Source organism: Knoellia sp. S7-12, assembly GCF_040518285.1.
GTDB lineage: Bacteria > Actinomycetota > Actinomycetes > Actinomycetales > Dermatophilaceae > Knoellia.
In genome coordinates, this window is sequence record NZ_CP155449.1 from 3,914,355 (window position 1) to 3,932,327 (window position 17,973).

The following is a 17,973-nucleotide window of genomic DNA, read 5'->3' on the forward strand; positions in this document are numbered from 1 at the left end:
GGTCCGATCAGACCTTGTCCGTGGCGAGACGACGACGGTAGATGAGCATTCCGCCAGCAGCGGCGAATGCTGCACCGGCGAGACCGAACGTGCCGGCGGCCTCGACTCCGTTGGTCGAACCCTCACCGGTGTCGACGCCACCAGAGGGCATCTCACCGGTCGATGCGCCGACGACGGTGCCGCAGGTCGCCGGGTTGGTGCCTTCCTCGGGAACGCCGTTGACGCCGAGCGACTTCGCGAACGTGGACTCGCCCAGGCCCTCGAGGTCGTACTTGTCGTTGCCGTTGGCGTCCAGACCGTGCTGGACGACGTGCAGGTTCTTGAGCTTGGCACCGGCACCGGCGGGCAGGTCGAAGGTGCGGCTGTAGGACAGGTTGCCGTCAGCGTCTGCCGTCGGCATCCGGTCCAGAGCCAGACCGCTCTTGGGGCTGGTGTCGCCCGTGGTCGTCAGCGAGATGACGATGTCGCCGTACTGCGGCAGACCCTCTTCGGTGTTGACCTGGCCGTCGCCGTCCTTGTCTGACGACGAGTCGGGACAGGTGAACTTCTTGCTCTCCGTGAACGACCCGTGGAAGTGCTGGGCGTGGGGTGAGTTGGGCGTGAAACCCTCGCCCTTGATCGAGATCTTGAGGCTGTCGCCGTCGACCTCGAGCTGAGCGGTCGAGCTGGATCCGCTTTTGTTGCCCATCGTGTCGGTGAGCTTCATGTCGTAGTTCTCGGCCGCACTGGCGCCAGTGGCACCAACCAGAATCATGAGTGCGGTGCCCGGGAGGGCCAAAGCTGTCTTCGTGGTCAATCGCATCGTTGCGCTCCTTCGTCGGTGGGGACCGAGGAATCGATCCATCACTTTTGCGCCAGTAGTTCGGTGCGACGTAGGTCACGGATTGGTCTTTGTGCAGGTGAAATGACCAAACTTCGAAATCGCGCCGATCTCGCGTGCCTGGCTCAGCGCAGGAACGCGTCGATCCGTTCGAGGGTTGCGACGGTGGCGGCAGCGTCGGCGTCGGGCCCGGCGAGGTCGGTGAAGAGGTGCCCCTGCCCGGGGGTGACGTGGTCCTCGAAGGCTGCTCCGCTCGCCGTCACGGCGACTCCCAGAGCAGCGACGGCAGTGGGGTCGATCCACGGGTCGACGGCGTAGCGGTGCACCTGGACCGGGACGCCTGACCAGTCACCGCGAGGTGCTCCCGCGGAATGCAGGAGGATCGCGGCGCCGGCTTCTGGCCGCTCGACCGCGAGGCGTTGCGCGAACCACGAACCGAGCGAGAAGCCCGCAAGCACGGTGTCAGATGGCAACTCTGCGGCGAGAGCGCGGACGTGGTCGAAGTACTCCGGGTGCGCGTCCCTGTGGGCGATGCCCGCGACCTCGTCATCGAAAACGTGCCCCTCGTAGAAGTCGGGTGCCTCGACAGCGTGCCCGCAGCCACGCAGTCGTTCGGCGAAGTCCAGCACGGCAGGACGCAACCCGAGAGCGGAGTGCAGCAGCAGGATCTGGGGCATGAGTTCATCCTGCCCGAGGGTGCTGTCCGCGGACATTTGATGGCTTGACGTGAGACAGCCTGCGTCGTCGGCGCCCTGCATGAATTCGCCTGTGTCAGTTGCGAATTCAGCCGACAGCGTAGCCCCAAATCCTTGACTCTAGAACTCCTGTTCGACTATTATTGGGTCATGGAAAGCACCGCCGCGACCGCCGCCCTTGAGGGCCGGTATGCCGCGTTGCGCGCTTCCGCTGCCGGGTTGGGTCCCGAGGAGCTCCTGGACGTCATCGAGCTGGCGCAGCGTGAGAAGGATGCGGCGTCGGCTCGGCAGGCGGTGGCGTTGGCGCACCTGTCCGCGCGCGATTGCCACGTGCAGGAGGACGGCACGAGCGTCGAGGTGGATCACGGGTTGGGGTACCAACGACTGGATGGTCCCGAGTTGGCGGCACCCCGGTTGGGGGTGTCGGTGCATGTGGCGACGAACCGGATCATGGATGCGATCCGTCAGCTGACCCGCACCCCGGCCGTGGTGGATGCGATGGCCAGTGGTGACCTGGATGAGCAGCGGGCCCGCACCGTCACGGAGGAGACCGAGTTCCTGTCGCCGCAGTCCGCGGCCGAGGTCGTGGACCGGGTCAAGGACGTGTGGGGCCAGTTGACGGTCGGGCCGTTGCGGCAGCTGTTGGCGCGCACCGCCGCCCAGGTCGACCCGGATGCTGTGACCGCCCACGCCGAGGACGAGCGTGCCCGCCGCGGGTTGACCCGCCGCACCGGGGTGCATGGCACCGACCACTGGCGTGGCGACTTCCGGGTCGAACAGGCCCGCGGTGCGTGGGCCGCCGTCACCGAACGCGCCCGCCAACTCGTGCGTGACGGCAACGCCGACACTCTTGAGCTGGCCCGGGCCGACGCGATGATGGAACTCATCCTCGAACACTCCGATGTCAAGGTCGTCATCCACGCCACCCGCGCCGCCACGGCACCCCCGACGGCTGCGGCCGCGGCCGCACCCGCGACGACCGGCGCGGTGGAGGATCTGGTTGAGGTCGGCGGGCTGGGTGCGCCGGGCACGACGTTCGTGCGCCGCGACTGGCTCGACAAGACCGGCACCTCCGACCCCGACCGTGAACTGACCTGCGACAGCGACACCGGTGCCCTCATACACGGTGACGTCCCCGCCGCATTCGCACGCGACCAGGCCCGCGCCCGCAGGGCCCACCGCGCCCGAGAACGAGCCAAAAACCACGCCAAGCCCTCCTTCGCGAAGGCCACCCCCGTCGACTTCAGCCAGTCCTACCGGGTGCCCGACCCCATGGCCCGACTCATCCGACTGCGCGACGGATCCTGCCGCTTCCCCGGCTGCGCCACCCCCGCACGGCAGTGCGACCTCGACCACGTCCAACCCTGGCCGACCGGACTCACCACCCCGACAAATCTCATGTGTCTGTGCCGGCGCCACCACCGGATCAAACAACGCGAGGGTTGGACCGTGAAACTGCACCCCGACGCCACCACCACCTGGACCGACCCCACCGGGCTGCCACAAACCACCTGGCCCGTGGACCACCTCCACCTCATCACCGCCGGCCACACCCACCGCGACCCCACCGCCTACGCCCGCACCAACACAAACCCCACCGAGATCCCCTCCACCTTCGAAGAAGAACTCATCGAACTCCTCGGCGGCCCCGACCAAGCCCAACCCCGCGCCTACCCCATCAGCTTCGACATCGACGGCAACACCTACGGCGGACCCCCAGCACGCATCGACCTCGACACCACCCTCGAACACGGCGCCGGCCCCTGGGACCAGCTCCTCATCGACTTCCCACCCCGACCACCGGAAACCATCCCCTTCTGAGCAGGCGGCGCATTCGCAGCGGATCCGCAGTGGCTCCCGAAATGATCCACAGGTCAGCACGTCCGGCTACGTCAGGGGAACCCATGAATGTCATACGCAAGCGCACAATCGCCACGGTGGCGGTGATCACGGCAGCGAGCGCCCTCGCTACGGCCAGCGCGGCCCAAGCAGCTCCGGACACGAACGCGCCAGGCACCACGAGCGCCGCCGACGCTGGCACCGCTCTGGCCCCGGACACCGTGAGAAGCGCGAAGGTCGCCGCATCCCCAAAGTTCGCGGACCCCGCCTTCGCACGATTCGACCTCACCACGGCTCAGACGCCGCGATACTTCCTCTACGCCACCGGCAAGGGGTTCCCTGTCATCAGCAGCGCCAGCGCCGTCGGCGGCTACGGGGCTCCCACATCGTCGATGACGGCGCACCCGAAATGGGTATCACGCTCGAGGTCTGACCTATGGGCGCCACACGTCACGCGACGGCCACGCGGAGACCTCCCGGGCGACTTCACCTACACAATGCTCTTCAACGGTCGACGCACCAGCGACGAAAAGCACTGCATCGGTGTTGCTACCTCCCAATCTCCAACAGGGCCGTTCAAGCCGCGCAAAGAGCCGCTGTTGTGTCCGCCTGCGGGCTACGGCGAAGTTCTCGACCCGTCCATCTACACCGAGGGTGGAGTCAGGTACCTGGTCTACAAGCTGGGAGACAACGAGGGCGCCCGGCGCTTCTCGATCCTGGCTCGGCCGATCAACACTCCCAGCAGGACCTTCAAGGGCCCTGCGATCACACTGCTGAGCGAAGACCAAACCGAGGGCATCAATGCTGAAGCGCCCGACATCCTGCGCGCCGGGCAGCGTACCCACCTGTTCGTGTCGAGGTACGGATACGAGACTTTGGAGTATTCGACTCAGTCGTGGTCCGCAGCCTCGATCCTGGGTGTGAAGCACTCGACTGGGAAGTGGGTTGAAGGCCTTGGCCGCGACGATGAGGCGGAGGGTCTGTTCGGGCCGGGCGGGGCCGAGGTCATCGAGGACGAGGTCACCGAGGGCGGCGAGGTCATCGAGGAGCTCCGCATCGCCTTCCACAGCCACCACGACGAGACACCGAACGTGATCGAAGAAGGCCGACTGGCCTACACGGGGACGCTGGATCGCAGAGGCGATCAGTTCTCGCTGCGCTGACCCACCGGGCAGTGCCCGGAGAAACCAGCCGCGTATGCCGTCCGCCCACCCAAACCAGGTTGGCGGACGGCATACGTGTGCCTGAGGTAGGCAACGGTGCCCGTCTGAGGTAGCTGCCACGCACGAAATACGGCACCTGACCGATGTGGGCGCCTACCTCACCCGACGACTGTTGACCTGTCAGCACAAGCCGACATCCACAGCACCAGTCGGAAGGCCAGTCATGAACACGTCGTTCTTCACGCCAGAGTCAGTCAAGGCCGAGATGGAGGCTCGCTACGGGCAGTTCACCGACACGCACGAGCGCCCCGGATCCTCGCTGCACGTGATTCGCCGGGTCCGGGCGCACCTCCAGGCCGCACGCAACGCCCGCTGAATCGGGTGTCCACCGAAGTGGCCCTCGCGCCGCAGGAAGGTCCCCCGTCGTCGATACTTCGACTCATGACCTTCCCCGCCCGCGAGCTCGTCGGACGCGACGCCGACCTCTCCCGGATCGCCGAGATCATCGGACTCGACGATCCCCAAGGGGTCGGTGTCGTGATGTCCGGAGACGCCGGAATCGGCAAGTCGAGCCTGCTCGCCCGGGTCAGCGCCGACGCCGAAGCGGCGAACTGGAACGTCGCCTGGGGACACTGCGTCGGCCAGTCCGGCAGCGGCGTCGCCTACCTCCCCTTCACCGAGCTCCTCACCCGACTCGAGCTCCTCGCACCCGAAGCCGTCGAACAGATCATCACGACGCGACCGGCCCTCGCCGTCCTCCTGCCCGGTCGTCGCGACGCTGCGACCTCGACCCACTCGCCCGGCCAGGTCGCCGAGAGCGTCCACGCCCTGCTGACCGCCGTCGGCGAGATCGCCCCGCTGCTCGTCGTCATCGAGGACGCCCACTGGGCCGACCCGTCGTCACGCGACCTCATGACGTTGCTGCTGACGCGGGGCTTCGCTTCGCCCGTCGCGCTCGTGGTCACCTACCGCTCGGACGACCTCCACCGCCGTCACCCATTGCACGAGACCCTCGCTGTCTGGGCGCGCATCGCCGGTGTCGAGCACCACGACCTGAAACCGTTGGAAGACAGTGCGATTCGCGCGATTGTCACCGCTACCGAAACCAACGACATGCAGGACCGGACCATCGGCGAGATCGCGCGCCGCGCCGAGGGGAACCCGTTCTTCGCCGAACAGCTCGCCGCCAGCACCGTGGCGGGTCAACCCGTGACGGGTGGTCTCAGTCGTGTCCTCTGGGCACGCATCGACCAGCTGACCGAGCCAGCCCAGCACGTCGTCCGCACCATGGCCATCGGCGGGCGCACCATCAGCCACGACCTGCTGCTGCGCCTCGTGGACCTCACCGAGGAGCAGCTCGAGGTGGCGGTCGCCGAAGCCATCGAGCGCCACGTCATCGAGGCCCAATGGCCACCGGCCTACACGTTCCGGCACGCACTCCTCGCGGAGACCACAACCGCCGATCTGCTTCCGGGACAACGGATGCGACTACACCGTGCGTATGCCGGTGCGCTGGCTTCCGATCCAGCGCTCGGCCCAGCGTCGGAGCTGGCTCGTCACGCCGCGGCCTCGGGCGACCTCACCACCGCAGTGTCCGCGGCCCGCGATGCTGCCCGCGCCGACCTGCTTGTCGGTGGTCCGGTCAATGCCCTGCAGCACCTCGAGGACGCGCTCGGCTGGCTGCCCGAAGATGCCGAAGAACGTGACGTGGTGAGCCTCGAGGCGTCCGACGCGGCGCTGACGGCTGGCGACGTCGTCCGTTCGGTGCACTTGCTGCGTGACCGCATCGAGCATCCCGGTGTCGACCAGTCTCCCGCGATGAGGGCTCGCCTGCTCGCCACGTGCGCCACCAGGGTCCGCCTCATCGACCTCACCTTTGCCGACAGCGGTCCCGACATGACCACCGAGGCGATGGCACTCGTGCCCGACGGCGACAGCCCTGAGCGGCTCTTCGTCCTCACCGCGCACATCCAACAGCTCGTCGACTCCCGTCGCTACGACGAGGCCTCCGACCTCGGTGAGCAGGCCATCGCCCTGGCCGAGCGCCTCGACCTGCCCAATGCGCTCACCGAGGTCCGTGCCGTCATGTCGCGGGTCATCGAGATCCACGACGACCTCGACGCTCTGGAGCGCCACATCGACGGAATGCTCGCCGACCTCGGCGACCGCCCCGACCCGCTCCGGATTCGCATTCATCACCAGGCCGCCACGATGCACCACCGTCGCGGTCGCCTCGCGCGGGCGCTCGAGTCCTATGACCGAGCCGCCGCCCTGGCCCGTGAACTGCACATCGACTGGGCGCCGTTCGGCATGGAGGCGAGACTCATTGGTGGGCTCACGGCATACGAGATCGGCGACTGGGACGGCGCGGAGCGACGGCTCCGCGTGAGCGATGCTCCCCCGCCCCAGCCCGTCGATTCGTTCTTCGCGTCAGCACTGATGAATGTCCGGGCCGGTCGCGGTGAGGTCATCGACGAGGACGAGATCTCGTCCGTGCGCAATTGGTGGCACGTCGACGGATTCGGGATCGTGCAACTCGTCATGCCCGCCGTGGAGCACTACGGCCACAACGGGGACCTTGCCCGCGCGCTCGACATCGCCGAGGACGCGACCTCCGACCTCGAGCGGACCTGGGGTCGCTTCCACGCCATCGTCCGCCTCGCCGCACTCGTTGCCGGCCAGACCGCGACACATGCCCCGACACTCGATGACACTCTGCTCCGTCGCGCGACCTCCGACCTCGAGTCGATGGCCGACAAGGTCCGCAGCATCGTCACCGTGCCCCAACGTGGGGTGCGCGAGCCGACGACCGAGGAGATCGCGGAGACCAACACCGAGACCTGGGCCTGGAACCTCCGGTTAAATGCCGAGCTGCTCCGGTTGCAGTGGCGCGCGGGCCAGGGTCAACCACCGACCACCGAGTCGATGGTCGGGGCCTGGCAGGAGTCAGTGGCCGCGTTCGCACGCTATGGCCACGTCTATGAGACGGCGCGGTCGCGGGCCAGGTTGGCAGCGGCACTCAAGGCTGCCGGCGACTCTGCGGGTTCGCGGCGCGAGGCGGATCTGGCACGCGAGGTGGCAGTGCGTCTGGGCGCGACCCCACTCCTGGCCGAGCTGGACGATCTTGCAGCGCCATCCCCGTCCAGCGGCAGCTCTTCCGACACGTTGACGCCGCGCGAGCAGGAGGTCCTCGAACTCGTCGCGCGAGGGCTGAGCAACGGTCAGGTCGGCAAGCGGCTGTTCATCTCGACCAAGACTGCGAGCGTCCACGTCTCGCGGATCCTCGCGAAGCTCGGCGCCGCCTCACGCACCGAGGCCGCCGCCATCGCAAGGGACCGTGGCCTCGTCCCCTGAACCGTGCTCTCTCGGTATGGTCCAGGAATGACGCGATGGCGCGGAGTCCCGACATGACGCCGGGCAGCGGCGCGGCCCTCCAACGGGAGGAACACCCCTGGCGAGCCGAGGTCGTGGACCTGGTCAGGGCTGCGTCGGGTGGGCTGCTCTTCGGGGTCCCTCTGCTCTACACCATGGAGGTGTGGTGGGCAGGGACACAGACTCCGCCGTGGGTGCTGCTGGGGCTCGCGGCTCTGTTGTTCGTGCCGGTCTTCGTCATGAGCAAGACCGAGGGTTTCCGGGCCACCCGCGACGTGCGCTGGCGTGATGCGGGCTACGACACGGTCGAAGCCGTGGCGGTCGCCCTCGCCGTCACTGCTGCGGTCCTGGTGCTCCTCCGGGAGCTCACGACCGATACTCCCTTGGGGGCTGGGCTGGGCAAGGTGCTCTATGAGGCGCTGCCCTTCTGCCTGGGGATCGGCGTCGCTCGCCACCTGCTGAGCGGGGGCCGGTCATCCACCGAGAAGCCCAGGGGGGCCAGCGCGACGCTGGCCGACCTGGGCGCCACGACCGTCGGAGCGGTGTTCGTCTCGCTGAGCATCGCCCCGACGGACGAGGTGCCGATGGTCGCCAGTGCCATGACGCCGATGTGGCTCCTGGCCATGATGGCGGCCTCGCTGCTCACCACCTACGCCATCGTCTTCGTCGCCGGGTTCTCCAGACAGGACCAGCGCCACGGGCACGAGGGACCCTTCCAGCACCCGATCACCGAGACGGTCGTCTGCTACCTGATTGCACTGGCGACCGCCTTCGTCCTGCTCTGGATCTTCCAGCACGACCTCCAACCATGGCCGGACCTCCTCGCGCGAACCGTGGTCCTCGGCTTTCCCGCAGCAATCGGCGGCGCGGCCGGAAGGCTGGCGATATGAGCAGGTCACAGAACCAGACGGGCCGGACCTCGGCCGAGTGGACGACCTTCGTCGGGTCGTGCCTCATTCTCGCGGTGGTCGTTGCGCTCGTCCTCAGCCAACTGGTCGGGACGCACGCACCGGCCGCGCCACGAGCGAGCATCGGATCGGTCACCACCGTGGGCGAGCAGCACCACGTCGACGTCGAGGTCAGCAACGCGGGCGACGAGACCGCGGCCAACGTGCAGGTCAGCATGGAGTTCGTCGTCGACGGAAAGGCCAGCGAGGCCGACCAGGTCATCGACTTCCTCGCCGGCGGCGAGAAGGCACAGCTCGTGTTCATCCTCGACGACCCCGTCACCGAGGGGGAGCTCACGGTGGACATCACGGGATTCACTGTCCCGTGACTCACCATCCACGTCATCTCGATGTCTTCCAGAGGCTCAAGCGCAGACCCCACCGAGGATTCAGCCGCCGACGTGGACCTTGGGGCGTCGGGCCTCGTCCGGCTCGGCCCGGCGCAGGATCTCGTGGGTGAGCGGCGGCACGTCGCCCTCACCGGCAAGGAGGAAGCGCAGCACGTTGGCCCCGGGCGCCCGATCGCTCCACTCGAAGTAGCCGTGGGGCGGGATGCCGGAGCGGTCGCGGATATCGAGGAACACGGCCGCGAGGACGTTGGGCACGGAGGTGCCGGTGGCGCGCAGGATCTCGTGCTGCCCAACCTTGACGGAGCGCACCGACACGGGTGAGTCGAAGTCACTGGCATCGGTGATCTCGACCTCGATGAACAGCGCCTTCTGCCATCCCTTGAGGTGGTTGTCGACGCGGACCTCGAGGCTCTTGTCGTCGTACTCGGAGTCGTCGCCGGCCTGCAGCTTGTTGGCGATGAACCGGAGGGGGTTGCGCCCATCAGAGGTCCGGTCGAGCAGGGCGGTCGCGCCCTCGTCATAGACGACGTCGCGCACCCGCAGCTCGGTGCTGCGCGAGATCCGGGAGGCGACCGAGACGATGAGGATCATGACGATGAACAAGAGCGCGATGACCAAGCCCTCTGGACGTTCGAGGATCGTCACGACGAACGTGTAGACGAAGATTGCGCTCACGACCGCGAAGAAGGCCGCAGCACGCCGGTGCCCCCGCCGGAGCTCAGTGAGGAACACGGCGATGGCCGCTGACGTCATCAGGGCAAGGACACCCGTGGCGTAGGCGCCGGCCTGCCCGTCGACGTCGGCCTTGAACGCAATGGTCACGATGGCGGCGATGAGGGACAGGACAAGGACGAGCGGCCGGGTCGACTTCGCCCAGTCCGGTGCCATTCCGTACTTGGGCAGGTATCGAGGCACGATGTTGAGCAGCCCAGCCATGGCGCTCGCTCCGGCGAACCACAGGATGCCGATCGTCGCGATGTCGTAGGCCGTGCCGAACCCATCGCCGAACAGTTCGTGCGCGAGGAAGGCCAGGGCACGGCCGTTGGCCTCACCGCCTGGCTGGAATGCCTCTTCCTCAATGAGCATCGTTGTCACCAGGGACGATCCGACGAGCAGGACGCTCATGATGAGGGCGGCTGAGGTGAGGAGCTTCTTGGTGTTCCGGATCCGACCGATCGGCGCATCGTGGGTGTCGCTCGGGTCACCCTTGACCAATGGCATGACGACGACACCCGTCTCGAAACCGGACAGGCCGAGCGCGAGCGCCGGGAAGACGAGCAGCGAGGCGGCGATGATGCCGAACGGCATCGAGTGCGTCGCCGTCATGTTGTCGGTCCAGTCCCCGATGACGGTCGGGTGCGCGACGACCTCGAGGATCCCTCGGACGAGGACCACGGAGCTCAACCCCAGATAGGCGATGACGAGGACGACAGCCACGCCGATCGCTTCGCTGAAGCCCTTGAGGAACACGGCGGCCAGCAGGGCGATGAGGATGAGGGTGATCACCACCTCCTGGCCGTGGAGCGCGTCCTTGAGGAACGGGTTCTCCACAAGGTGCGCGGTGGCATCCGCACTGGACAGCGTGATCGTGACGATGAAGCCGGTTGCGACGAAGCCGAGCAGCGACAGGACAAGGAGCTTGCTCGGCCAGTAGGACAGGAGCCGCTGCAGCATCGACAGGCTGCCGTCCCCGTGTGGACTCTCAGCGGCCACCCGTCGATACATCGGCAGCGCGGCGAAAAGCGTCACGAGCACGAGCACCAGGGTTGCGACAGGTGCGAGCGCTCCGGCCGCGAGCGCCGCGATGCCGGGCTGATATCCCAAGGTCGAGAAGTAGTCGACGCCGGTGAGGCACATGACCCGCCACCAGGGCTGGACGTGCTTCTTGGCTTCTGCCTCGCGCTCACCTTCGTAGTAGCCGCCCGGGTCGGCCTCCTCGACATCGAGCAACCACTTCTTGAGCGGTCCTGGCGGCAGAGAGGTCGTCACGATGCACCACGGTAGGACTGCAGGGAAGGCCCTTCGGGCGTCTTGACGCATCCTTGACGGCCCGTCTTCTTCGCGGCCGAAAGGCGTTGGGGTATGCCGTGTGGTCCCGTCCCGCACGGGGGTGGGCTCCAGGGGCGGGTCAGGCTCCCAGGGCTGGGTCGCTGACCGAGGGCTTGCCGTCCGTGAGGTGTCCCGCGAAGGTGCGTGACCACGTCGTGCCCACAGCGCGCACCGTGACGTCGTACCACCCACCCGCCGCCGCCGTGTCGATCGAGACGTGGCCCTTGCCCTTGCCGCGCCCGCCCTTGACCGGTGCGTCACCGGCATACGCGTCAGTGACGACGAGCTCGACACCGCGAGGCGCGTCGATGTCGAGGCGCACCGTGCCGTTCGACGCCTGGGCGGAGAAGCGGGCGGTGACGTCCGCGCGGTCGGCCCGACCGGCATACCGGCGGAAGAAGCCGTGCGGCCCGTGGATCTGGATGTCGTAGTCCCCCGTGACCGGCCACCGCGCCGACAGGCGATCGCCCGAGCCGACCGTGTAGCTGTGCGGGCTGCCGGCGGGGGCGATGAGCCGGGCCTGGAGGTGGGCACCGAGCGAGCCCCGGTTCGTGACAGTGATACCCACGCGACCGGGAACGGTGGACTCCACGACCTCAAGTCGGTAGTCGATGGCCCGGGAGGGTCGCGTCCCCTCCTCCTGCGTCGGCATCTCGCCGCGGCCCGGCGGCACCGGCTTGTAGTCGGGGTGACGCAGCTTGTCCTTGGGCGCCCAGGCCGACGTGCTCGGCAGCTCCGGGACCTGAGCGGCGGTCTTGGAGAAGTCAAAGGCCGACGTGAGGTCGCCACAGACGGCGCGACGCCACGGCGTGATGTTGGGCTCCTCGACGCCGAACCGGGCCTCCATGAGACGGATGACGGAGGTGTGGTCGAAGACCTCGGAGCAGACCCAGCCGCCGGTGCTCCACGGTGAGACGACGAAGGTCGGCACCCGCGGGGCCAGGCCATAGGCGCCGTTGCCGTGCTTGCCCTCGTAGTACTCGTGGTCGGTCGGGACGGTCGAGTCACCCGGGATCTGTGGGTTGTTGGCGTGCGGCGGGACGACGTGGTCGAAGAAGCCGTCGTTCTCGTCGTAGGTGATGACCAGCGCCGTCTTGCTCCACACCTCAGGGTTCGAGGTGAGCGCGTCGAGGACCTGCGAGATGTACCAGGCGCCGTAGTTGGTCGGCCAGTTCGAGTGCTCGGAGAACGCCTCAGGGGCAGCGATCCAGGAGATCGACGGGAGCGTGTCGGCGGTGACGTCAGCCTGGAGCTGGGCGAAGTAGCTCTCGCCGTCGCGGGCCTTCGTGCCGCGACGGGCCTTCTCGTAGTGGTAGTCCCCCGGCTGGGCTTCGCGGTAGGAGTTGAAGTAGAGCAACGAGTTGTCGCCGTAGTTGCCGATGTAGGCGTCAGAGGTCCAGCCCCACGAACCCGCGGCGTCGAGGCCCGTGCCCTCGTCCTGATAGATCTTCCAGCTCACCCCGGCCTGCTCGAGGCGCTCCGGGTAGGTCTTCCAGTCGTAGCCGAGCTCGTCGTTGTAGAGGACCGGGCCGCCACCCTTGCCGTCATTGCCCGTCCAGCCGCTCCACAGGTAGTAGCGGTTGGGGTCGGTGTTGCCGATGAACGAGCAGAAGTAGGCGTCGCAGACCGTGAACGCGTCGGCGAGCGCGAAGTGGAACGCGGCGTCCTCGCGCTCGAGGTAGGCCATCGTCGTCGTGCCCTTGGCCGGGACCCACTGGTTGTAGTGGCCCTTGTTGACGGCCTCCTGGCCGTCGGTCCAGCTGTGCGGCAGGCCCTCGAGGAAGGCCGCGCCGAGGTCGTCGACCTTCGGGTGGAAGGGGAGGATGTCGCGCACACCGTCGCTCTGGTGCCAGACGTTCTTGCCGCTCGGAAGCATCGCCGGGTGCGGGTCACCGAAGCCGCGGACGCCACGCAGCGTGCCGAGGTAGTGCTCGAAGCTCCGGTTCTCCTGCATGAGGACGACGATGTGCTCGACGTCCTTGAGGGAGCCGGTGGCGCGGTTCGCGGGGATGCTCGCGGCGCGGGCGATGCTCTGGTCGAGCATCGTCAGGGCAGCGGCCCCACCGGTGAGCTGCAGGAATCGGCGGCGGTCGATGTTGACCAACTTCGGTTCTCCTCGAGTCGTCAGGGATGAGCTGGCGACCAACTTCCCCTGCCCGGGCGAACGCCGCGCACGGTCAAGGTGACGAGCGGGAGAACAGATCGTGCGGCCCGAACGACGAACACCCTCGAGCGCCCATCGAACGCCGGGCGGCGCGCGGTCTGCAGTGAGAGGGTGAGCACGTGATCCCACACCTCGGGCCGATCCCGACCCACGAGCTGTTCGTGGCACTGGGTGTCTCCGTGGCCGCTGGGGTGTTCTTCCTCGAGGCTCGCCGCAGGGGGCACACGGACGAACGGCTCCTCCACGTCGTGTTGGGGGCGGTGCTCGGTGGCGCTCTCTTCATGCGCATGGGCACGTGGTTGCAGCACCTTGACCTTCGCGACAACGCGTCACTGGCTGAGCAGTGGCTCCATGGCAACCGCTCCATCCTCGGTGGGCTGGTCGGTGCCTGGCTGGGCGTCCACGTCGCCAAGCGGCTGACCGGCTACCGGCTGCGCACCGGCGACCTCTTTGCCCCCGCCGTGGCCCTCGGTATGGCCGTGGGCCGGATCGGCTGCCTGCTCACCGAGAAGCCAGGCACTGCGACAGGTGGCGGGTGGGGGATCACGCTCGATCCGACTGGGGCGGCCGCCACCCAGAGCGTCGCAGGCGTGCCGCTGCACCCGTCCTTCGTCTACGAGATCGTGTTCCACCTCGCAGCGTTCGCGGTCCTGTGGTTCTGGCTGCGGCGCCGCGATCTCCCGTCGGGAGAGACGTTCGTGTGGTACGTGGCGGCATACGGCGCCTTTCGTTTTGTCGTTGAGTTCGTGCGCGGCAACGAGGTGGCGTGGATGGGTCTCACCCGCCCGCAGCTCTTCCTTGCGGTGACTGTGCCGCTCGTCCTTGCGCGGATCGCGTGGCAGTGGCGCACCGGCGCCTATCGCGTGAAGGACCCATCCAACGAGTCCCGAGAGACCCAACCCGTGGAGGTGACTTCGTGAGTGCTGCAGGGAGCGCCGCACGAGGAGCAGGTATGCCGTTGCGTGACTCTCGCGTGCACCGCTACGTCAACGCGTTCTGCCCGTTGTGTCACGAGGAACAGCCCGACCGGCCGCTCGCTGACGTGCGCCGGCTGAGCGGTTGGCTCGTCGTGCGCAACGACCGGGTCTGGCTCGAGCGAGGTTGTCCCGATCACGGATTGGTCCGCACGCTCTATGACGAGTCGCCCGAGATCCTGACCTACCTCGAGCAGTGGACGGCGCCGACGAAGGTTCACCAGCCCGACACGACCGGCAACTTCAAGCCGGTGCCGAGCGCCTATGAGGACGGGCTGCCGCAGATGCAGACCCAGCACACCTGCATCCTGTTGGAGGACCTGCTCGACCACTGCAACCTCAAGTGTCCGACCTGTTTTGCGGAGTCGTCGCCTGCCCTGTCCAGCGTGGCGCCACTCGAGCAGGTGCTCGCGTCGATCGACACCCGACTCTCCCGCGAGAACGGCCGGCTCGACGTGCTCATGCTGTCCGGTGGCGAGCCGACCCTCTATCCGCAACTCGCCGAGCTGCTCGAGGCGGTCATCGCACGGCCCATCGTGCGCATCCTCATCAACACCAACGGGCTTCGGGTCGCGCAGGATGACGAGCTGATCGCGCTCCTGCGCCGCCACCGTGAGCGGGTCGAGGTCTATCTCCAGTACGACGGGGAGTCGGCGGAGGCCTCGACCTTCCACCGAGGTGCGGACATCCGGCGGTTCAAGGAGCGGGCTATTGAAAGGCTTTCTGCCGCAGGGGTTTTCACCACGTTGACCATGACGACCGCACTCGGCGTCAATGATGACGAGATCGGCTACGTCATCAAACGCGCTCTCGACACCCCCTACGTCGGCGGGGTGACGATCCAGCCCGTCTTCGGCAGCGGGCGCAGCAGTGGCCTGGACCCACTCAACCGCCTCACCCACACCGGCGTGCTCGCGCGGCTCGAAGCACAGACGGCCGGCCAGGTGACGTGGCGCGATCTCACCGCCCTGCCCTGCAGCCACCCGCACTGCTGCTCGGTCGGCTACCTGCTCAAGGACGATTCCGGATCGTGGAACTCACTGACGAGTCTCATCGGGCACGACCGGCTCAAGGAGTGGCTCGACCTCGAGCCCGACCTGCTCGCCAACCGCATCGCCGACGACTCGATCCCCCAGGCGATGAAGGCGATCGTCAAGGGCTCCCTCCTCGACCTCCTGAGCGAGCAGTCCTCCCTCTCGCACCCTTCGATGACGTCCATCTGGAAGGACATCTGCACCCACTGCGACATCGGCATCGGCACCCTCGCCACGTTGGCGTCGTCGCGACTGGCCGGTCAGCACGAGCGGCTGCGGGCGATGCTCGGGGAGCGGGTTCTTCGGGTGACGGTCAAGCCCTTCATGGACATGAACACGATGATCGAGGAGCGGCTCACCCAGTGCTGTGTGCACGTCGCCACCGTCAACGCCGAGACCAACGCCCACCAGTGCGCGCCGTTCTGCGCCGTCCAGGCGTGGGCACCCCTGTCGCGCACCCGCATCTCCACGGCGACGGGAGGCCTCCATGGCTGAACCGCACCTGACTGACCCGCGCATCGTCCCCACCGACTCGACCGCGTCGATCTCGAACGCGGCCACAGCCACCGAGCCAGAAGTGTTTGACCCATTGCGGCTGTGCATCTTTGCGACGATCGCCCTGCTCGGCTGGTTGCTCGGTCCCATCGCGCTCGTGTTCTTCGCCGGCCTCGGCGTCATCGGCTACGCGAAGGCACGGCGCGCAGGGCTCCTCACCTCGAAGTGCCTGTTGGGCGACACCCGTCTCGTCCTCGCCTACCTCGGCCTGCTCGTCGTCCTCGGGGTCGCCGCCCTGGTCGTCGGTTTCGGCCCGTGGAGGTTCTGGTGACTGTCACCCTCGACACGCAGGAGGAACGATGACCCAGCCACCGCAGGGCCCACCACCACTGGGACCTCCGCCGCAGGGCCCGCCGCCGCAGGGCCCGCCGCCGCCCTACGGTCCGCCGAACCCCTACGGCCAGAGCCAACCGGCCCCCGGTCTCCCCTCGTGGGCGAAGACGCTCTTCGGGTTCCTCATCGGCCTCCCTGTCTCGATCTTGGCGCCGGTCCTGGCGTTTGCCCTCGTTCAACTTCCGGGCCCGGTCGCGTTCAAGGTGTTCCTCGTGACGGTCATCCCGCCCCTCCTCGGCGTCCCGTTGCTGTTCGGCAAGAGCACCCGGCCCTGGGGTGTGGGACTCATGCTCGGGCTGGCCCTGGGCAGTCTCGTGCTGGGTGGCACGTGCGTGTCGATCATCGACTCGTCGTCGGGCTACTAGGTTCTGCTGACGTGGCGACCTTCTCTGCATCCAAGACGTCCAAAGCGACGGTGGCGCATCCGCGTGACCTCGTCTGGGACGTCCTCACCGACCCCGCGACCGTGGCCCGGCTGACGCCGATGGTCCGCTCGATCACCGCCACCGGCGATCTGTGGCACTGGCAGCTCGTCAAGATTCCGGTCCTCGGCCAGTCGTTCGAGCTGGGCTTCACCGAGGCGATGACCTATGACCCGAAGTCTGCGATCACCTTCACCCACACCCCACCGAGCAGAGGCAGGGAGCGCGCAGGGACCGACGGTCGCTACGACCTCAGCGACGCCGACGCAAAGAAGTCGACCCGGCTGCGGATCGAGCTCACCGTCACGGCCGACCTGCCGTTCCCGCGCCTGGCGAAGCCGGCGATTCAGGCGACGATGCACGGTGTCCTCGCCGCGATGGGTTCAGGCTTTGCCCGCTCGATCGAGAAGGAGCTCAGGACGCGAGCAGCGAAACGTCGGTGATGACGATCGCGGCCCGGACCTTGCGTCCCGGCAGCCGGTCGAGGACGGGTTCGACGAGCGTCAGCGCGCGATACCACCAGCCATACTTCGCACCGATCGCCTTCTTCACCCGGGCCACCGCGGCAACGCCACGATCAACTCGCGCGCGTCCGGCATACCGCGGAGCGTCCGGCGCCACACCGCCACGCACATCGCACGGACGCAGCTCCACCCGCGCGGTGTGCGCAAGACGTTTGGTCTTGCCGGTGTTGTCGACCGTGACGATGAGCAGGTCGTCGCCGTCGGGCGCGATCCACACGGGGGTCGCGACGGGAGTTCCATTGCGCCGGAACGTCGTCAGCTCGACGTACTGCTGCTCTGCGAGCGGATCGGTGGGCGATGTCACTGTGTTGCGTCATTCATGGGTGGGTATGCCGTCCGCTCACGGGTGGATGAGATCGCGCCAGTTGTCGGGGACGTGCCCCTGCGGCCCGGGTGTTGGCTGGTCCTCGGGGTGAGCTGACGGTTCGGCGAGGGACGGGCCCCGGCCCATCTCCTCGGTCGTGAAGTTCCAGAACCACATCTCGCCGGGTTCGTAGCTCGTGACGATCGGGTGGCCACTCACGCGGAAGTGCGCGCTCGCGTGCTGTCCGGGAGACGAGTCGCAGCAACCGACGTGTCCGCAGGCGGTGCATCGACGCAGGTGCACCCACCAACCTTGTGCCGCAGTGCATTCCGCGCATCCAGGGCCCGACGGCGGGACCGTGGGGTCGAGGTCTGCGGACTCTGGGAAGGTCACGGGAGCGGGCATGACAGCGACGCTACTCTGCGGCG

Annotated in this window: 17 protein-coding genes; 11 read left to right on the forward strand and 6 right to left on the reverse strand. The window is 67.7% G+C overall.

What is annotated here, in order from left to right:
- Positions 1–7: 7 nt before the first annotated feature.
- Entirely contained in the window at positions 8–802 is a 795-nt protein-coding gene (locus tag V6K52_RS18915; protein ID WP_353951657.1) for a hypothetical protein, read from the reverse strand.
- Between the two features lie 143 nt (positions 803–945).
- Positions 946–1,497: a dienelactone hydrolase family protein gene (locus V6K52_RS18920; protein ID WP_353951658.1), complete on the reverse strand. Its 552-nt coding sequence runs from the start codon at positions 1,495–1,497 to the stop codon at positions 946–948.
- Positions 1,498–1,665: 168 nt separating this feature from the next.
- Between V6K52_RS18920 and V6K52_RS18925 the strand changes: the two genes are divergently transcribed.
- The 6 genes from V6K52_RS18925 to V6K52_RS18950 all read left to right on the forward strand — a co-directional run bounded on the left by V6K52_RS18925 (position 1,666) and on the right by V6K52_RS18950 (position 9,165).
- The gene (locus tag V6K52_RS18925) at positions 1,666–3,336 is read left to right on the forward strand and encodes a DUF222 domain-containing protein (RefSeq protein WP_353951659.1); all 1,671 of its coding nucleotides are present in this window, start codon (positions 1,666–1,668) and stop codon (positions 3,334–3,336) included.
- Positions 3,337–3,419: 83 nt separating this feature from the next.
- Positions 3,420–4,517, forward strand: a complete 1,098-nt coding sequence (locus tag V6K52_RS18930; RefSeq protein WP_353951660.1) for a family 43 glycosylhydrolase — start codon at positions 3,420–3,422, stop codon at positions 4,515–4,517.
- A gap of 223 nt (positions 4,518–4,740) precedes the next feature.
- Positions 4,741–4,893: a hypothetical protein gene (locus V6K52_RS18935; RefSeq protein WP_353951661.1), complete on the forward strand. Its 153-nt coding sequence runs from the start codon at positions 4,741–4,743 to the stop codon at positions 4,891–4,893.
- A 65-nt stretch (positions 4,894–4,958) separates the two neighbouring features.
- Positions 4,959–7,871: an AAA family ATPase gene (locus tag V6K52_RS18940; protein ID WP_353951662.1), complete on the forward strand. Its 2,913-nt coding sequence runs from the start codon at positions 4,959–4,961 to the stop codon at positions 7,869–7,871.
- 35 nt (positions 7,872–7,906) lie between these two features.
- Positions 7,907–8,779 carry a TIGR02587 family membrane protein gene (locus V6K52_RS18945; RefSeq protein WP_353951663.1) on the forward strand — a complete coding sequence of 291 codons (873 nt, stop codon included), beginning with the start codon at positions 7,907–7,909 and terminating at the stop codon, positions 8,777–8,779.
- Positions 8,776–9,165: a CARDB domain-containing protein gene (locus V6K52_RS18950; protein ID WP_353951664.1), complete on the forward strand. Its 390-nt coding sequence runs from the start codon at positions 8,776–8,778 to the stop codon at positions 9,163–9,165. Before V6K52_RS18945 ends, V6K52_RS18950 begins: the two co-directional genes overlap by 4 nt.
- A 60-nt stretch (positions 9,166–9,225) precedes the next feature.
- Here the strand turns inward: V6K52_RS18950 and V6K52_RS18955 are convergent, their stop codons facing one another.
- Together V6K52_RS18955 and V6K52_RS18960 are read right to left on the reverse strand one after the other, a co-directional pair.
- A complete protein-coding gene (locus tag V6K52_RS18955) occupies positions 9,226–11,175 on the reverse strand; it encodes an amino acid transporter (RefSeq protein WP_353951665.1) in 1,950 nt (649 codons plus the stop codon).
- A gap of 139 nt (positions 11,176–11,314) precedes the next feature.
- The gene (locus V6K52_RS18960) at positions 11,315–13,339 is read right to left on the reverse strand and encodes a phosphocholine-specific phospholipase C (RefSeq protein ID WP_353951666.1); all 2,025 of its coding nucleotides are present in this window, start codon (positions 13,337–13,339) and stop codon (positions 11,315–11,317) included.
- Positions 13,340–13,518: 179 nt separating this feature from the next.
- On the opposite strand from V6K52_RS18960, the gene V6K52_RS18965 reads away from it, so the two are divergent.
- Genes V6K52_RS18965 through V6K52_RS18985 form a run of 5 tightly spaced genes read left to right on the forward strand, consistent with a single transcriptional unit; the run spans position 13,519 to position 17,160 of the window.
- On the forward strand, positions 13,519–14,319 hold the full coding sequence (locus V6K52_RS18965; protein WP_353951667.1) for a prolipoprotein diacylglyceryl transferase family protein: 801 nt from the start codon (positions 13,519–13,521) through the stop codon (positions 14,317–14,319).
- 32 nt (positions 14,320–14,351) lie between these two features.
- Positions 14,352–15,902 (forward strand): radical SAM protein, encoded by a 1,551-nt coding sequence (locus tag V6K52_RS18970; RefSeq protein ID WP_353953817.1) that lies wholly within the window; start codon positions 14,352–14,354, stop codon positions 15,900–15,902.
- Entirely contained in the window at positions 15,895–16,233 is a 339-nt protein-coding gene (locus V6K52_RS18975) for a hypothetical protein (RefSeq protein ID WP_353951668.1), read from the forward strand. The genes V6K52_RS18970 and V6K52_RS18975 overlap by 8 nt, the downstream gene beginning before the upstream one ends.
- A 28-nt stretch (positions 16,234–16,261) precedes the next feature.
- Entirely contained in the window at positions 16,262–16,660 is a 399-nt protein-coding gene (locus tag V6K52_RS18980) for a hypothetical protein (RefSeq protein ID WP_353951669.1), read from the forward strand.
- Between the two features lie 11 nt (positions 16,661–16,671).
- On the forward strand, positions 16,672–17,160 hold the full coding sequence (locus tag V6K52_RS18985) for a hypothetical protein (protein WP_353951670.1): 489 nt from the start codon (positions 16,672–16,674) through the stop codon (positions 17,158–17,160).
- Here the strand turns inward: V6K52_RS18985 and V6K52_RS18990 are convergent.
- Together V6K52_RS18990 and V6K52_RS18995 are read right to left on the reverse strand one after the other, a co-directional pair.
- Positions 17,132–17,545, reverse strand: coding sequence for a PPOX class F420-dependent oxidoreductase (locus V6K52_RS18990; RefSeq protein WP_353951671.1), 414 nt, complete (start codon positions 17,543–17,545; stop codon positions 17,132–17,134). The genes V6K52_RS18985 and V6K52_RS18990 overlap by 29 nt on opposite strands.
- Before the next feature lie 36 nt (positions 17,546–17,581).
- Positions 17,582–17,950 carry a UBP-type zinc finger domain-containing protein gene (locus V6K52_RS18995; RefSeq protein ID WP_353951672.1) on the reverse strand — a complete coding sequence of 123 codons (369 nt, stop codon included), beginning with the start codon at positions 17,948–17,950 and terminating at the stop codon, positions 17,582–17,584.
- Positions 17,951–17,973: the final 23 nt, after the last annotated feature.

Coding starts and splice junctions, on each gene's coding strand:
- V6K52_RS18915 (WP_353951657.1), bottom strand. CDS start 802: ATGCGATTGACCACGAAGACAGCTTTGGCCCTCCCGGGCACCGCACTC.
- V6K52_RS18920 (WP_353951658.1), bottom strand. CDS start 1,497: ATGCCCCAGATCCTGCTGCTGCACTCCGCTCTCGGGTTGCGTCCTGCC.
- V6K52_RS18925 (WP_353951659.1), top strand. CDS start 1,666: ATGGAAAGCACCGCCGCGACCGCCGCCCTTGAGGGCCGGTATGCCGCG.
- V6K52_RS18930 (WP_353951660.1), top strand. CDS start 3,420: ATGAATGTCATACGCAAGCGCACAATCGCCACGGTGGCGGTGATCACG.
- V6K52_RS18935 (WP_353951661.1), top strand. CDS start 4,741: ATGAACACGTCGTTCTTCACGCCAGAGTCAGTCAAGGCCGAGATGGAG.
- V6K52_RS18940 (WP_353951662.1), top strand. CDS start 4,959: ATGACCTTCCCCGCCCGCGAGCTCGTCGGACGCGACGCCGACCTCTCC.
- V6K52_RS18945 (WP_353951663.1), top strand. CDS start 7,907: ATGGCGCGGAGTCCCGACATGACGCCGGGCAGCGGCGCGGCCCTCCAA.
- V6K52_RS18950 (WP_353951664.1), top strand. CDS start 8,776: ATGAGCAGGTCACAGAACCAGACGGGCCGGACCTCGGCCGAGTGGACG.
- V6K52_RS18970 (WP_353953817.1), top strand. CDS start 14,352: ATGCCGTTGCGTGACTCTCGCGTGCACCGCTACGTCAACGCGTTCTGC.
- V6K52_RS18975 (WP_353951668.1), top strand. CDS start 15,895: ATGGCTGAACCGCACCTGACTGACCCGCGCATCGTCCCCACCGACTCG.
- V6K52_RS18980 (WP_353951669.1), top strand. CDS start 16,262: ATGACCCAGCCACCGCAGGGCCCACCACCACTGGGACCTCCGCCGCAG.
- V6K52_RS18995 (WP_353951672.1), bottom strand. CDS start 17,950: ATGCCCGCTCCCGTGACCTTCCCAGAGTCCGCAGACCTCGACCCCACG.